The 15,654-nt window shown below is 68.6% G+C and carries 13 protein-coding genes; 6 read left to right on the top strand and 7 right to left on the bottom strand.

Translation table 11 applies throughout. The annotated features are described in order from the left end of the window. The first annotated feature begins 1 nt into the window (after position 1). From DSM104443_RS09205 to DSM104443_RS09215, 3 genes are all read left to right on the top strand, one after another. Positions 2-1,009 carry an inorganic phosphate transporter gene (locus DSM104443_RS09205; protein ID WP_171091516.1) on the top strand — a complete coding sequence of 336 codons (1,008 nt, stop codon included), beginning with the start codon at positions 2-4 and terminating at the stop codon, positions 1,007-1,009. Positions 1,010-1,094: 85 nt separating this feature from the next. Continuing rightward, complete coding sequence (locus DSM104443_RS09210) at positions 1,095-1,541, top strand: hypothetical protein (RefSeq protein WP_171091518.1); 447 nt, start codon at positions 1,095-1,097, stop codon at positions 1,539-1,541. A 67-nt stretch (positions 1,542-1,608) separates the two neighbouring features. Continuing rightward, a complete protein-coding gene (locus DSM104443_RS09215; protein WP_171091521.1) occupies positions 1,609-2,109 on the top strand; it encodes a pyridoxamine 5'-phosphate oxidase family protein in 501 nt (166 codons plus the stop codon). A 77-nt stretch (positions 2,110-2,186) separates the two neighbouring features. Here the strand turns inward: DSM104443_RS09215 and DSM104443_RS09220 are convergent, their stop codons facing one another. The 3 genes from DSM104443_RS09220 to acnA (DSM104443_RS09230) are packed head-to-tail and all read right to left on the bottom strand — an operon-like array spanning position 2,187 to position 7,008. Then, positions 2,187-3,206 (bottom strand): tripartite tricarboxylate transporter substrate binding protein, encoded by a 1,020-nt coding sequence (locus DSM104443_RS09220; RefSeq protein WP_171091523.1) that lies wholly within the window; start codon positions 3,204-3,206, stop codon positions 2,187-2,189. Then, positions 3,203-4,366, bottom strand: a complete 1,164-nt coding sequence (locus tag DSM104443_RS09225) for a 2-methylaconitate cis-trans isomerase PrpF family protein (protein ID WP_171091525.1) — start codon at positions 4,364-4,366, stop codon at positions 3,203-3,205. Before DSM104443_RS09225 ends, DSM104443_RS09220 begins: the two co-directional genes overlap by 4 nt. 2 nt (positions 4,367-4,368) lie before the next feature. Next, positions 4,369-7,008 carry an aconitate hydratase AcnA gene (gene acnA / locus DSM104443_RS09230; RefSeq protein ID WP_171091528.1) on the bottom strand — a complete coding sequence of 880 codons (2,640 nt, stop codon included), beginning with the start codon at positions 7,006-7,008 and terminating at the stop codon, positions 4,369-4,371. A gap of 141 nt (positions 7,009-7,149) precedes the next feature. Between acnA (DSM104443_RS09230) and DSM104443_RS09235 the strand changes: the two genes are divergently transcribed. The 3 genes from DSM104443_RS09235 to DSM104443_RS09245 are packed head-to-tail and all read left to right on the top strand — an operon-like array spanning position 7,150 to position 9,823. Continuing rightward, the gene (locus DSM104443_RS09235; protein ID WP_171091530.1) at positions 7,150-8,130 is read left to right on the top strand and encodes a Bug family tripartite tricarboxylate transporter substrate binding protein; all 981 of its coding nucleotides are present in this window, start codon (positions 7,150-7,152) and stop codon (positions 8,128-8,130) included. Next, positions 8,127-9,095 (top strand): Bug family tripartite tricarboxylate transporter substrate binding protein, encoded by a 969-nt coding sequence (locus tag DSM104443_RS09240; protein WP_171091532.1) that lies wholly within the window; start codon positions 8,127-8,129, stop codon positions 9,093-9,095. Before DSM104443_RS09235 ends, DSM104443_RS09240 begins: the two co-directional genes overlap by 4 nt. Continuing rightward, positions 9,092-9,823 (top strand): ABC transporter substrate-binding protein, encoded by a 732-nt coding sequence (locus tag DSM104443_RS09245; RefSeq protein ID WP_171091534.1) that lies wholly within the window; start codon positions 9,092-9,094, stop codon positions 9,821-9,823. The genes DSM104443_RS09240 and DSM104443_RS09245 overlap by 4 nt, the downstream gene beginning before the upstream one ends. 139 nt (positions 9,824-9,962) lie before the next feature. Here DSM104443_RS09245 and DSM104443_RS09250 read toward each other — a convergent pair whose 3' ends face one another. From DSM104443_RS09250 to DSM104443_RS09265, 4 genes are read right to left on the bottom strand one after another with little or no spacing between them, the layout of a single operon-like run. After that, a complete protein-coding gene (locus DSM104443_RS09250; RefSeq protein WP_171091537.1) occupies positions 9,963-10,910 on the bottom strand; it encodes a Bug family tripartite tricarboxylate transporter substrate binding protein in 948 nt (315 codons plus the stop codon). A gap of 28 nt (positions 10,911-10,938) precedes the next feature. Next, a complete protein-coding gene (gene acnA / locus DSM104443_RS09255; RefSeq protein ID WP_171091539.1) occupies positions 10,939-13,479 on the bottom strand; it encodes an aconitate hydratase AcnA in 2,541 nt (846 codons plus the stop codon). Between the two features lie 2 nt (positions 13,480-13,481). Next, positions 13,482-14,360, bottom strand: coding sequence for a GntR family transcriptional regulator (locus DSM104443_RS09260; RefSeq protein ID WP_171091540.1), 879 nt, complete (start codon positions 14,358-14,360; stop codon positions 13,482-13,484). A gap of 48 nt (positions 14,361-14,408) precedes the next feature. Continuing rightward, complete coding sequence (locus DSM104443_RS09265) at positions 14,409-15,599, bottom strand: MFS transporter (RefSeq protein WP_171091542.1); 1,191 nt, start codon at positions 15,597-15,599, stop codon at positions 14,409-14,411. Positions 15,600-15,654 lie beyond the last annotated feature (55 nt).

A 15,654-nucleotide genomic window follows, 5' to 3' on the forward strand; every position in this document is an offset into this window, starting at 1 on the left:
CATGGGCGGACTGGAGATCGGCCTCGGCACGCTGGTGCTGCTCGTGGTGCTGGCCCTGGCGTTCGACTTCATGAACGGCTTCCACGACGCGGCGAACTCGATCGCCACGGTCGTCTCGACCGGCGTCCTCAGGCCGCAGCACGCGGTGGCCTTCGCCGCGTTCTTCAACTTCGTCGCGCTCTTCATCTTCCACCTCAAGGTCGCCGCCACGGTGGGCACGGGCATCGTCGATCCCGCGGTGGTAGACCAGTACGTGATCTTCGGCGCGCTGTGCGGCGCGATCGCCTGGAACGGGATCACGTGGTGGTGGGGCCTTCCGTCGTCCTCGTCGCACGCGCTGATCGGTGGCCTCGTGGGGGCCGCGGCCGCGAAGGTGGGCTTCGGCGCGATCATCACCTCGGGCATCGGCAAGATCGTCCTCTTCATCTTCCTCTCGCCGGCGCTGGGGTTCCTCTTCGGAGGCCTGCTCCTCGTGGTGGTTTCCTGGGTCGTGCGCCGGTCGACGCCCACCCGGGTGGACCGCTGGTTCCGGCGCCTGCAGCTCGTCTCCGCCGGCCTCTATTCGCTCGGCCACGGCGGCAACGACGCGCAGAAGACCATCGGCATCATCTGGCTGGTGCTGATCGCGGCGAACGTCGAGGGCGCCAAGGAGCAGGTGCCCTACTGGGTGGTGATCTCCTGCTACGTGGCCATCGCCCTGGGCACGATGTTCGGCGGCTGGCGCATCGTGAAGACGATGGGGCAGAAGATCACGAAGCTGAAGCCCATCCATGGCTTCTGCGCCGAGACGGGCGGGGCGATCACGCTCTTCCTCGCCTCGTTCCTGGGCGTGCCGGTCTCCACCACGCACACCATCACCGGTGCCATCGTCGGCGTCGGCTCCACGCGCAACATCAACACCGTGCGCTGGGGCCTGGCGGGCACCATCGTATGGGCGTGGATCTTCACGATCCCGGCCTCCGCGCTGATCGCCGCGCTCGGCTGGACGATCGGCCGGCTGATCCTCTAGCTTTCGGGGGTCGTTGGCGGGATTCCCGCCGCAATCTCGTTCTATCCGGTGAGCGCCCCCATTCCGGGCGCGACTGGAGGCGACGATGAGGAAGCTCCCCCTGGTAGTCCTGCTCGCGGCGCTGGCCGTGCCCCCGGCCCTGGCCGACTGGGACGAAGCGCGCGAGAAGCGCGACGCCGCGGAGCGCAAGGCGCAAGCCGCCGAGAGCGCGCGCAAGAAAGCCGAGATGGATCGCATCCGGAGCGATACCGAGCTCAAGGCGGCCCGCGCCTACCTGGGGCCGGCCGCGGAGGGCAAGTCCGACGCCGAGGCCAGGCGCCTCTACGCCGAGAAGATGGCCGTCATCCAGCGTGCGGGGAAGGGCGATGCGGCCGCGAAGGCGCAGCTCCAGGGCCTGAACCCCGAGCAGCAGGCGCAGATGGACGCGGCCATGAAGGGCATGACCGGCAAATCCCTCACCGAGTTCAACTCGATGAGCGACGCCGAGATGAAGGCCTACCAGCGCGACATGGAGAAGAAGTACGGCAAGTAGCGATGCCGTGGCGAACCTTTCGCCGTCCGGGGGGCCTACCTCTCAACGAACACGAAAGGGAATCGCAATGACCGACGAAATCGCCAAGCTGTACGAGATGATCGAGGACCTCGACGTCGCGATGATGACCACGCGCCGCCGCGACGGCCACCTGGTCTCGCGAGCGATGTCCACGCAGAAAGCCGCGCCGGGCGCCGACCTCTGGTTCGTGACCTCGAACGCCACCCACAAGCTGGACGAGCTGATCGAGGACCCGCATGTAAACCTTGCCTACTACAAGGACCGCACGCGGGAATGGATTTCCGTCTCCGGGATCGCCACGGTCACGCAGGACCGCGCCACGATCGCGCAGCTTTTCGCCGAGGACTGGAAGGTGTGGTTCGGCCGCGAGGGCGACTCGCGCCATGGCACCCCGGACGATCCGCGCATCGTGCTGATCGGCGTCGAGGTCCACTCGGCGATGTTCCTCGAGGTGGACAAGCCGCAGCCCGTGGTGCTCTTCGAGCTGGTGAAGGGCTGGATTACCGGCAAGCCCGCGGAGCTCGGGAAGATGCACCACATCCAATGACCGTCTCGCAAATGACCGTCATTCCCGCGTAGGCGGGAATCCACCTGGGCCCCCGCTTTCGCGGGGGCGACGGTGGTTCAGTCGGCCTTGATGCTGGCGTCGGCGACGACCTTGCGCCACATCTCGATCTCGGTCTTGATCGTCGTGCCGAACTGCTGGGGGGTTCCGCCGGCGGGCGCCACGCCGTCATTCTGGAGCTGGTCCTCGGTCTCCTTGAGCTTCAAGGCCTTCACCACCGCGGCGTTGATCTTGTTCACGATCTCCGGCGGCATGCCCTTCGGCCCGATGAGGCCGTGCCACAGCGTCACGTCGTAGCCCGGCACGCCCGCCTCGATCACCGTCGGCGTGTTCGGCAGCGCGGGAATGCGCTTCGAGGTCGTCACCGCGAGCACGCGCAGCTTCCCGGCGTTGATCTGCGGCATCGCGGTGGACGCGCTGCTGAAGAACACCTGCGTCTGCCCCGCGATCGTGTCGGTCATCGCCGGGCCGCTGCCCTTGTAGGGCACGTGCGTCATCTTCGTTCCGGCCTTCAGGTTGAAGTACTCCGACGCGGCGTGGACGATGCTGCCGGAGCCGGAGCTCGCGAAATAGATCTCGTTGGGCTTGGCCTTCGCGAGCGCCACCAGCTCGCCCAGTGTCTTCGCGGCGACGTTCGGATTGACGACGATCAGCAGCGGACCCTGCGAGATCTGCACGATCGGCGTCATGTCGGCGACGGGATCGAAGTTGATCTTGTAGACGCTGGGATTGACCGTGTAGCTGGAGGCGATGAGGGTGAGCGTGTAGCCGTCGGGCGGCGACTTGATGCCCTGCTCGGCGCCGATGTTGCCGCCGGCCCCGGGCTTGTTCTCCACGATGAACGGCTGCTTCAGCTCTTCCGAGAGGCGCCGTGCGATGTAGCGCGCGATGAAGTCCGAGCCGCCGCCGGGCGCAAACGGCACGACGATGCGCACCGGCTTGTTCGGCCAGTCGGCGGCCTGGGCGTGGGCGAGCGAAGGCGCGGCGAGGAGCGCGGCGATCGCGAGGGCGATCCGGACGCGGGCGCGGTGCATCGGGTTCATGGATTTCTTCTCCTTGGACGGGTTGTTGTTCTTCATGCGGCGACCAGGCGGCGCGTCGGCACGAGCACCGAGCCTTCCATCAGGCGGCGCGCGGTGCGATAGACGACGGCTTCTTCGACATGCGGCGTGGCGCCGCCGGTGACGCGGGCGGCGACCGGCAGCCGCCCCGAGGGATGGCCGATCATCAGGTCGGCGTTCGGGTCCTCGGGCAGGCGCGCGAGCTGGGCGGCGATCGTTCCGGGAATGCGCATCGCGGAAGCGAGGCACATCGCGCCGGTGAGAGGAGACGCGCGGTGGGGCTGCCCCGCGGAGATCGAGCGCACCGTGATGTGCACGTCCGAGGCGGGCAGGATCTTTCCGCTCAGCATCGGGTTGTCGCGCGGCGTCGAGAGGATGCCGACCTGCGGCATGTTGCGGACTTTCGTGCGCGCCTCGTCCGCGGTCTTCACGATGCCCATGCGCACGGCCGACGCGACGCGGATCTCCTCGAAGCGCGCGATCATCGCGGCATCGGCCTCGAGGTCCGCGGGCAGCTCGGTGCCCTGCAGGCCGACGTCCTTCGCGGAAACGAACACGACGGGATTCGCGGCATCGACGAACGACACCTCGATCTTGCCAAGCCCGGGAACATCGAGCACGTCGCGGGCGTTGCCCGTCGGCAGCAGCTTGCCGGTGCCGGCACCACCCGGATCCAGAAATGCGAGGCGGATTGGAGAGCCGGTGCCCGCCACGCCCTGCAGGACGAAATCGCCATCCACCGCGGCCTTGCCGCCATCGAGTGAGAAGCGCGCGACGATGACCTTGCTCGTGTTGGTGTTGTGGATCCTCACGGTCGCCGTGTCGCCACTCGCGTCGACCAGGCCTTCGTCCACCGCGAACGGGCCGACGGCCGAGGAGATGTTCCCGCAGTTGGCCTTGTACTGGACGATCGGCGCGTCGACGGCCACCTGCCCGAATGTGTAGTCGACGTCGGCATCCGGCCGCGACGGCTTGCCGATGATGGCGATCTTCGAGAGCGACGAGATGCCGCCGCCCAGCCCATCCAGCTGGCGCTTGCCGGGATCGGGGCTGCCGATGGCGAGCGCGAAGATCGCGTCGCGTTGCTTCGGATCCGCGGGCAGGTCCTCGGCGCGGAACATGATCGCGCGGCTGGTTCCTCCCCGCATGTAGACGGCGCGGATGGCGGTTTGCGGCATGGTCAGGCAGCCTCCTTTTCGGGTTCGGCGCCGAGACGGCGCAGGACGAACGGCATCATGCCGCCCGCGACCCACACGTGCTGCTCGTTCGGCGTCTCGATGCGGCACTTGAGTTGAATCGTCTCGATCGTCCCGTCGGCGCGATGGATGCGTAGCGGCAGCATCGCGCGCGGTGCCACGCGGTGCGCGAGGCCTGCGAGATCGAAAGTCTCCGAGCCGTCGAGTCGCAGCGTCTGGCGCGTGACGCCCTCGGGAAACGCGAGCGGCAGGATGCCCATCATCACGAGGTTCGAGCGGTGGATGCGCTCGAAGCTCTCGGCGATCACGGCGCGTACGCCCAGCAGCGCCGAGCCCTTGGCGGCCCAGTCGCGCGACGAGCCCGCTCCGTAGTCGCGTCCGGCGACGATCACCAGCGGCACGCCTTCGGCCGCGTAGCGCTCGGCCGCGTCGAAGATGCTCAGCACTTCGCCACTCGGCACGTGGCGCGTGATGCCGCCCTCGCGGCCGCCGGCGAGCTCGTTCTTGAGACGAATGTTGGCGAACGTGCCGCGCACCATCACCTCATGGTTCGCGCGGCGCGATCCGTACGCGTTGAAATCGACGGAGGCCACGCCGCGCTCGCGCAGGTGCAACGCCGCGGGCGAGCCGGCGGCGATGTTGCCCACCGGCGAGATGTGGTCGGTGGTGATCCCGTCGCCCAGCATCAGCAGCGCGCGTGCGGCTTCGATGTCCGGGACGGGCGCGGCTACGGTCTCGAAGGAATCGAGGTAGGGCGGGCGGCGAATGTACGTGCTCTTCGCGGCCCACGGGAAGAGCGTGCCCTCCGGAGCCTCGAGCGCGGCCCATTCGGGGCTGCCGTCGAAGAGCGTGGCGTAGCTTTTCTCGAAGAGCTCCGGGGAGAGCACGTTGGCGCCCAGCTCGGCCACCTCGGCGTTCGAGGGCCACAGCTCTCGTAAGTAAACGGGCTTGCCGTCGCGGTCGGTGGCGAGCGGCTCCGACGTGAGGTCGATCCCCACGTGGCCCGCGATCGCGTAGGCCACGACGAGCGGCGGGGACATGAGGTAGTTGGCGCGCGCGAGCGGATGGATGCGGGCTTCGAAGTTGCGGTTGCCCGAGAGCACCGCGCAGGCGACGAGGTCGCGTTCGCGGATCTCCTCGGCGACTTTCGCATCGAGCTCACCCGAGTTGCCGCCACACGTGGCGCAGCCGTAACCCGCCACCTGGAAGCCGAGCGCGTCGAGATCCCGCTGCAGGCCGCTCGCTTCGAGGTAGCGCCCCACGACGAGCGAGCCGGGTGTGAGCGAGGTCTTCACCCACGGCTTCGACAGGAGGCCGCGCGCGACGGCCTTCCGCGCGAGCAGGCCGGCAGCGAGCATCACGGCCGGGTTCGACGTATTGGTGCAGCTCGTGATCGCGGCCACGACGATCGCGCCGTCGGAAAGCGTGCCCGTATCGGACGCGCCTCGCGTCATCTCCTCGCGGAAGTTTTCCGGCACGGCGCCGAGTGCCACGCGCGAGTGGGGCTTGCGCGGCCCCGCCACCGTCGGTTCCACGGTGGAGAGATCGAACTCGACGACATCGCTGAACGTGGGCTCGCGCGTCTCCGCGTCGCGCCACAGGCCCTGCGCGCGCGCATACGCCTCGACGAGGGCCACTCGCTTGGCATCGCGCCCGGTGAGCTCGAGATAGCGAAGCGTCTCCGTATCGATCGGGAAGAGGGCGCACGTCGAGCCGAACTCCGGCGCCATGTTGGCGAGCGTGACGCGGTCGGCGACCGGGAGTGTCGCGAGCGCGGGGCCGCAGAACTCGACCAGCGCGTCGATCACGCCGAACGCGCGCATCGTCTTCGTGAGTGTCAGCACGAGGTCGGTCGCGGTGATGCCTTCGCGGAGCTGCCCCGTGAGGCGCACGCCCACGATGCGCCCCAGCGGAACGATGAGCGGCAGGCCCAGCATCGCGGCCTCGGCCTCGATGCCGCCCACGCCCCAGCCGAGCACGCCGACGCCGTTCACCATCGTGCTGTGGCTGTCGGTGCCGACCATCGTGTCGGGGAAGGCGATCGGTTTTCCGTCGTGCGTCCCTGTGCGCACGACCTGCGCTATGCGCTCGATGTTCACCTGGTGGAGGATGCCGTTGCCCGGCGGGACGACACGCAGGCTGTCGAACGCGCCCTGCGCCCAGCGCGCGAGCTGGTAGCGCTCGGCGTTGCGCTCGAACTCGCGCGCGAGGTTGAAGGAGAGCGCCCCGGCGTGGCCCGCGCGGTCGACGATGAGCGAATGGTCGATCACGAGATCGACGGGGATCTGCGGGTTGATGCGCGACGGCTCGCGGCCCTGGTCTCGCATTGCGTCGCGCAAGGCCGCGAGGTCGACGAGGGCGGGAATGCCGGTGTAGTCCTGCATCAGGACGCGCGCGGGGTGGAAAGGAACGGCGAGCGTTTGGGGGGCTTCGGGCTTCCAGCGCAGCAGCGTCTCGAGATCCGCCGCGGTGACGCCGTTGCGCCCCACGTGGCGAAGCACGTTTTCCGCGAGGATGCGAAGGCAGGCCGGGATCGTGTCGACCGCGATGCCCGCCTCGATCGCGAAGGCATCGACGCTGTAGTACGAGGCACCGCTTTCCGGGGGGAGGGAACGCAGAAACATGGGGTAACCACGTTAGCATGGCCGGCCACCACTGGACCCGCGCTGTTCTATCTGAAGGACCTCTCCTGCCGGTCACTTCCCGGCCAAGGCTGGCGACAGGTAACCTCCCATTTCCGCTCTCCCTCCTCAAAAGACAAGCCGATGAAACCGCTTCCCCGCCGCCGCCAGTTGCTCGCCGCCCTTTCGACCCTCCCCCTGCTCGGCGCGCGCGGCGCGCTGGCCCAGGACAAGTGGCCCAACAAGCCCATCAAGCTGATGATCGGCTTCCCGCCCGGAGGCGGCGCGGACGCGATGGGCCGCCTGGTCGGTGCCAAGCTCGGCGAGCGCCTCGGGCAGCCGGTCATCATCGACAACAAGACGGGCGCCACCGGCACGATCTGCTCGGACATCGTCGCGAAGTCGCCACCCGACGGCTACACCCTGCAAGTCGCGCACATCAACTCGAATGCGATCGGCCCGCTGCTGGTCGCCAAGGGCAAGTTCGACCCGATCAACGACTTCACGCCGATCACGCTGATCGGCATCACGCCGCAGATGCTGTGCCACCACCCGAAGCACAAGTTCAAGGACGTGCCCGACCTCATCGCGTACGCGAAGGCCAATCCCGGCAAGCTCACGTTCGCATCTTCCGGCGTGGGCAGCATCCAGCACATCGCCGCGGAGGACTTCAAGCTGCGCGCGGGCGTGGACATGCTGCACGTGCCGTTCAAGGGGACCGGTGAAGCGATGGCGGCGCTGCTCTCCGGCGACGTGGACCTCACGTTCAGCTCGACGGGCTCCGCGGTGCCGCAGGTGAAGGGCGGGAAGCTGATCCTGCTCGCGGTGGGCTCGCCCAAGCGGCTCCCCGATTACCCGACCACGCCCGCGATCGCCGAGACGCTGCCGGGCTACGACATCTCCACGTGGTATGGCCTGGCGGGACCGAAGAACCTGCCGCTGGCGATCGTCGATCGCATCTACACCGAGGTGCAGGCGATCCTCAAGGACCCGGCCGTCGTGAAGCGCTTCGACGAGCTCGACGCCAAGGTGAGCTCCGGCAGCCCGAAGCAGTTCGGCGATTTCTGGAAAGCCGAGGTCGCGCGCTACCAGAAGCTCATCATCGACGCGAAGATCACAGCATGAATCGGCGCTCGCTGCTGGCTGCCCTCGCGGCGCTGCCCGTAGTGGGCTCTCCGCTCGCGTGGGCGCAGGACAAATGGCCCACGCGGCCGGTCAAGCTGATGGTGGGCTTTCCGCCGGGTGGGGGTGGTGACGGCACCGCGCGCCTCGTGGCCGCCAAGCTCACCGACGCACTGGGCCAGCCCGTCATCGTCGAGAACAAAACTGGTGCCACGGGCACGATCTGCTCGGAGATCGTCGCCAAGAGCGCGCCCGATGGCTACACGCTGCAAGCGGCGAACGCCAACTCCAACGTGATCGGCGCGCTGCTGCTGGCCAAGGGCAAGTTCCATCCGGTGGACGACTTCACGCCGATCGGAATCATCGCCACCTCGCCGAACATGCTCTGCCACCATCCGAAGCACAAGTTCAAGGACGTGGCGGACCTGATCGCGTACGCGAAGAAAAACCCGGGCAAGCTCACGTTCGCTTCGTCGGGCATCGGCAGCCTCCAGCACTTCGCGGCCGAGGATTTCAAGCTGCGCGCCGGCGTGGACCTGCTGCACGTCCCGTTCAAGGGGACGGGCGAGGGGCTGGCCGCGTTGCTGGCGGGCGACGTGGACCTCACCTTCAGCTCCACGGGTACCGCGGTGCCCCAGGTGAAGGGCGGCAAGCTCACGCTGCTCGCGGTGACCACGTCGAAGCGGCTCGCGGAGTATCCGAACGTGCCCGCGATCGCCGAGACGCTGCCGGGCTACGAGATCATCACCTGGTACGGCATCGTCGGGCCGAAGGGCATCCCGCAGCCGATCGTCGAGCGCATCAATGCCGCGATGCTGGCGTTCGGCCAGAGTCCCGACGTCGTGAAGCGCCTGGACGAGTTCGACGCCAAGCCTTCGTCCATGTCGCCGAAGCAGTTCGGCGACTTCCTGCGCTCCGAGGTGGCGCGCTACCAGAAGCTCATCGACGACGCGAAGATCTCCGCATGACCGACATCGCCGAAGCCAAGCGCCAGTTCACGCCCAGCGGGTTCCTGCGCGCGGGCATCAACATGGGCAATCCCGTCATCGCGCAGAAGGATCCGCACGGCGGCGACCCGAAGGGCGTGGGGGCCGCGCTCGCGCGCGAGCTCGCCAGGCGCCTCGGCGTCGACGTGAAGTTCACGACCTACGAGACCGCGGGCAAGCTCGCGGACGCGGTGAAGAACCGCGAGTGGGACGTGGCCTTCCTCGCCATCGATCCGGCGCGCGCGACCGACATCGACTTCACGGCCGCGTACGTCCACATCGAGGGCACGTACATGGTGGCCGAGGCCTCGCCGATGAAGACGCCGGCCGATGCCGACCGCGTGGGCGTGAAGATCGCCGTGGGACTCAAGACCGCGTACGACCTCTACCTCACGCGCGAGATCAAGCACGCCACGCTCGTGCGCTCGGAGAGCTCGAAGGCCGCGATCGCACAGTTCTTCTCGGAGCCGCTCGATGCGGTGGCCGGCGTTCGCCAGCCGCTCGAGGCTTCCGCCGCGAGCCACCCGGGCTACCGCGTGATGCCGGAGAGCTTCATGGTGATCCAGCAGGCCTCGGGCGTTCCGAAGGGCCGCAGTGCCGCGCACGCGTACCTGGCGGCATTCATCGAGGAGATGAAGGCCTCGGGCTTCGTCGCCAAGGCCCTCCGCGACAGCGGGCAGTCCGACGTCGCTGTCGCTCCTCCTGGTTAAGGCAAAAGGCGTCCTCCGCAGATAAACACAGATAAACGCGGATGAACGGCAATCTGGGGTTAGACCCTGCATTGCTGTTATCTGCGTTTATCTGTGTTTATCTGCGGAGGACGCCTTTCGCCTTGGTACGCCGTAGGCGTTACTTGCGCAGTCCGAGGGACTCGACGAGGGATCCGAGGCTCTTCGACTCGTCGTCGACGAACTTGGTGAAGGCGTCGCCCGTCAGCAGGGTCGGGGTCCAGCCCATCTTCGCGAGCATGGCCTTCCATTCGGCGGTCTCGGCCGCGGTCTGGACCATCTTCACGATCTGCGCGCGCTGGGCGGCGGTGATCTCCGGGCCCGCCCACACGCCACGCCAGTTGCCGAACACGACGTCGATGCCTTGCTCCTTGAGCGAGGGGATGCCGTCGATCGCCGTCGGGGCGGAGACCGCCAGCGCGCGCATCTTGCCGCTCTTGATGTGCTCCGCGAACTCGCCCAGGCCGGAGGCGCCGACCTTCACGTGGCCGCCGATGATCGCGGGCACCGCTTCCCCGCCGCCCTTGAACGCGATGTAGTTGATCTTCGAGCCTTCGACGCCAACCGCCTTGGCGATGAGGCCGATCAGGAGATGCTCGGTGCTGCCCGCGGAGCCCGCGCCCCAGTTCACGGCGCCCGGGTTGGCCTTGAAGTCCTTGATGACGTCGGCCATCGTTTTGTACGGCGAGTTCGCCGGCACCACGATCACCGAGTACTCGGCGAGGAGGCGCGCGATCGGGGTGGCCTGCTGCACACGCACGGCCGCACGGTTCAGCTCCACCGCGGCGACGAGCGCCTGGCCCGCGACCATGAGCTGCGTGGGATCGCCCTTCGAGCCGTTCAGGAACGCGGCGAGCCCGATGGTGCCGCCCGCGCCGCCCTTGTTCTCGTACTGCGCGCTGGAGACGAGCTTCGAGTCGAGCATCGTCTTGCCGAGGGTGCGGCCGGTCTGGTCCCAGCCGCCGCCGGGGTTCGAGGGCATCAGGATCTTCACCGGCGATTGGGCGAACGCCGCGAAAGCGGCCGCGCTCAGCAGCGTGGCGGACAACAGTTGCAGGGTCTTCTTCATGGAGTCTCTCCTTGAGGGGTAGTGGTATTCACGCTGCGTTGCGGAATGCGCCGCGAAGGATGTGGGGCAGAACGCCGCCGTCGCGGAGCAGGGCGATCTCGAACAGGGTTTCGACGGCGGCCGTCGCGGCCAGCGCCGTGCGAGTGCCGTCGGCGCGAAGGATCGTGACGGGCACGGCGCCTCGCGGCTTCAGGTCCTCGGGTTGCACGTTCACTTCGATGCGGTCGCCGGCGCGCAATGCGAGCTCCGCGGGCCCGGTGCCCTCGGGCAGGCGCAGCGGCAGGATGCCCATGCCGACGAGGTTCGAGCGGTGGATGCGCTCGAAGCTCGACGCCAGCACGGCGCGCACGCCCAGGAGGCGCTGGCCCTTCGCCGCCCAATCGCGCGAGGATCCGGTGCCGTAGCGGTGGCCGGCGACGATGACGACCGCTGCCCCATCCGCTTCGTAGCGACGGGCCGCCTCCCAGATCGGCACGACCTCGCCGCTCGGCGCATGCAGGGTGTGGGCGACCGGCGCGTCGGGCGCGAGGGCGTTGCGAACCGTGCGATTGTGGAACGCGGCGCGCAGCATCACCTCCCAGTTGCCGCGGCGCGAGGCGAAGACGTTGAGGTCGTCGCGGTCCTCGCCGCGCTCCACGAGGAAGTCGGCGACGAAGCTGTCCTTGGGGATCGCGCTCGCGGGCGAGATGTGGTCCGTGGTGATGTCGTCGCCCAGCACGAGCAGCGGATACGCCGCGTAGCGCCCGAGCAGGCAGCCTGCCTCGACGGAAGCGAAGGGCGGACGGCGCAGCATCGTCGAGCGCGGATCCCACGCGAAGCGGGCGCCGGAGGGACTCTCCAGCGCATGCCAAGCCGGTGCCGCGGTGGCGACCTTGAACGCCTCCGCGAAATCCCGGGTGTCGAGGGCGATCTCCATCGCGGCCTCGATCTCGGCATCCGTCGGCCAGATCTGCTCCAGCGTGACGCGCCGTCCATCGGCGGCAATGAAAGGCTCGTCGCGCAGGTTATGCGACGCGTCGCCCGCGAGCGCGAAGGCCACGACCAGCGGCGGCGACATGATGAAGGCGAGGTCGAGATCCGGATGGATGCGCCCCGGGAAGTTCCGGTTGCCCGACAGCACCGCCACCGGGTGGCCGGGACGCTGCGTCGCGGGCAGCGGGCCCGAATTGCCGATGCACGTGGTGCAGCCGTAGCCCACGATCTGGAAGCCGAGCGCTCCCAGGTCGCGATCGAGGCCGCAACGCGCGAGATAACGCGCCGCGGCCGGAGAGCCCGGTGCGAGCGAGGTCTTCACGCCGGGCGCGACCGTGAGACCCGCCTCGCGCGCCTTGCGCGCCAGGAGACCGGCCGCGATGAGCAACCGGGGATCCGAGGTGTTCGTGCAGCTCGTGATCGCGGCGATGACGACCGGAAATGCCGCATTCCCCGGCGCGGCCTTGCGAAGGGCCTCGGCCGTGTCGAAATAGGGGAGACAATCCTGCGGGCGCTTCGGGCCGGCTACGTTCATGCCGACAGCCGCGAGGTCGATCGAGATCGCCTTCGTGTATCGGGGCACGGCTGCTGGATCGAACCACAGGCCGGTGCGCCGCGCATACGCTTCGACAAGGCGAATCGACTCCTCGTCGCGCCCCGTGCCACGCAGGTAAGTGAGCGTGGCGTCGTCGATGGGAAAGTAGCCGGTGGAGGCGCCGTACTCCGGGGCCATGTTGGCGACGACGGCGCGGTCGCCCGCGGAGAGCGTCGAGACGCCCGGCCCGTGGAACTCGACGAACTCGCCGGAGACGCCGAGCTCGCGCAGGCGCTGCGTCACCACGAGCGCGAGATCCGTGGCCAGCGCGCCGCGGCCGAGCTTGCCCGTGAGCTGCACGCCGATCACGTCGGGAATGCGGAGCGTCACCGGCATGCCGAACATGACGGTCTGCGCCTCGAGGCCGCCCACGCCCCACGCGAGCACGCCGATGCCATTCACCATGGGCGTGTGGCTGTCGGTGCCGATCATCAGGTCGGGCACAGCCCACGTCTCGCCCGCGCGCGTTTCCGTCGTGACGACGGTCGCGAGCTGCTCCAGGTTGATCGTGTGCATGATGCCGGTGCCGGGCGGATGGATGTGCACGTGCTCGAGGCTCTTCGAAGCCCAGCGCAGGAACCGGTAGCGCTCGGCGTTGCGGCGCAGCTCGTGCGCGAGGTTCACCGTGGCGGCGTCGTCGCGTCCGTGCACCTCGACCGCGAGCGAGTGATCCACCGACGCATCCACGTGCAGGACGGGGTTCAGCGATCGCGGATCGATGCCGTGCTCGGCGAGCGAGTCGCGCATGGCCGCGATGTCCACGAGCGCCGGCGTGCTCGTCGTGTCGTGCATCAGCACGCGCATGGGCTGCACCTGGATCTCGGCTTCGCTCGTGCCGTGCTTCTCCCAATCGAGGAGGGCGGCGATCGCTGCATCGCGCTCCTGGCCTTCCTGCGTGCGTGCGACGTTCTCCAGCAGGATTCGAAGGACGACGGGCAGGCGCGCCACGGCAGGGCCGAGGGCGGGCACGTCGATGAAGCGATGGGGGAACGCGGTGGCCATGCTCAATCGCCCACCAGCGCGATCTTCGTCTTGCGGGCGACCACGAGGTGCTTCTCGAGCATGCGCGCGGCCTGCTCGAGCTTTCCCGCCTCGATGAGATCCAGCAGCTTCAGGTGTTCGGTGCACTGGCGCACGACCTTCTCGCGGCTGCGCTTGGCGCGGTACTCGAGCAGGCGGCGGAGCGCGTTCACGCGCCGGATCGCATCGACGAGGAACGGGTTGCCCGAGCCGCCCACCATCACTTCGTGGAAGGTCGCGCCGATCTCGAAGACCTCCGCATCCGACATTCGCTTCAGGCCTCCGTCGAGGAGATCGCGTTGGCGTTGCCGCAGCCGCGCGATGGCGTCAGGCGCGAGGTGATAGCCCGCCGTGCGCAGCGCCGCCGGCTCGATCAGCGAGCGGAAGTGGAAGCTCTTCTCGTAGGCCTCGACCGAGGCCAGCATCGGCTCGAAGGCCCAGCCGTGGCCCGGGAGCCGCTGCAGCCAGCCTTCCTTCGCCATGCGCTCGAGAAGGGCGCGGACATGCGCGCGCGTCGCCTTGTAGCGCCGGGTGAGCGCCATTTCCGTGACGCGCTCGGGAATGCGGCCCGAGAGGCGATCCTCGGCGATGCGGTAGTAGAGGCTGTCGTCATCCCCGGCCGCGGCGGCGACTTCCACGCGTGCGGCCGCGGAGGGGCGCTGGGCGATGAAGTACCCGCGGTTGGGCTGGCGCTCGATCGCCCGCGTTTCCGACAGCAGGGCCAGCGCCCGGCGCACCGGCGAGCGGGACACCCGGAAGTGGTCGGCGAGGCTCTGCTCGGTGATGTGCGCTCCCGGCTCCGCCCCGGAGCGCTCGAGGTGCTCCACGATGCGTTCGGCGAGCCAGGGGACGAGGGAGGGCATGGCGTCATTGTACGCCGGGCCGGCAATCGTACAATCGGCAGGTTTGTATTACTGCTTGTTCCGGATACAAAGGGGCCGGGTCGCCAGCAGGCCCAGGGCCGGCCCCACCGCGACCGGGACGAACAGCCATTCCAGGGGCAGCCTCTCCGCCAGGCGTGCCGCGAGGGCGATGCTGGGGATCGTGATCGCGAAGCCGATGCAGTTCACCAATGTGAGCGTGGAGCCCACGAGCGCCTTCGGCGCGTTCGCCGCGTTCAGCGCCGAGAACTGCGGCGAGTCGCCGACGACGAAGACGCCCCAGGCGACGAGGAAGGCCAGGAAGAAGGGGGCGGGGAGCAGGAACGCGAGCGGCGAGGCAAGGCAGCAGAGCCCCGAGAGCGAGAGCTGCGCGAAGGCGACTTTCGCGCTGCCGGCCGTGCGGGACGCGTAACCGCCCGCGACGCAGCCGATCGCGCCCGCGCCGATGACCGCGAACGACCACGCGGGAACATTCAGCGCGGTACCGTTCATCGCCGCATAGCCCGCGAGCAGCAGCGGGACGAGCGCCCAGAACGTGTAGAGCTCCCACATGTGGCCGAAGTACCCGAAGGCCGAGGCCCGCAGGTCGCGCGACGAGAAGATCTGGAAGACCGCGCGCGGATCGAACTTCGAGCCCTTCACGCCGTACGGACCGTCGTGCACCAGCACGACCATGGCCACGCCGCCCGCCGCGGCGATGATGGAAAGGCTCGCGAGCACCGTGCTCCACGGCATCGATTGCCCGAGGCCCTTCAGCAGGTGCGGGAACGCGGTGCCGAGCACGAGCGCGCCGACGAGCCACCCCAGCGCGTTGCCGAGGCCCTCGCGATACCAGCCTGCGGCGATGCGCATGCCCACGGGATAGATCCCCGCGAGGAAGAATCCCGTCGCGAAGCGCAGCGCAAGGATCGCGGGATAGGGCTCGGCCAGCGCCGGCGTGGCGATGACCAGCGCGTTGGCGATTGCGCCCAGCAACGCGCAAGCAAGGAACACACGCGAGGGCAGGAAGCGGTCGGCGATCGCGAGCACCGCGAACACCAGCGTGCCGGCGATGAAGCCCAGCTGCACGGCCGAGGTGATCGACGCGACGGCGTTGCCCGCGAGCCCCAGCTCCCGCTGAAGGTCCGGCAGCACGGCGTTGCCCGCGAACCACAGCGACGTGCCCGCGAATTGCGAGAGCACGATCACGGGGAGGATGCGGGTGGGACGTTCGGCATTCATGAAAGAAAAAGCCGCCTTTCGGCGGCTTGGTTCAGGCGAAAAGCTCCCTCCGCAG

Source organism: Usitatibacter rugosus, assembly GCF_013003965.1.
GTDB lineage: Bacteria > Pseudomonadota > Gammaproteobacteria > Burkholderiales > Usitatibacteraceae > Usitatibacter > Usitatibacter rugosus.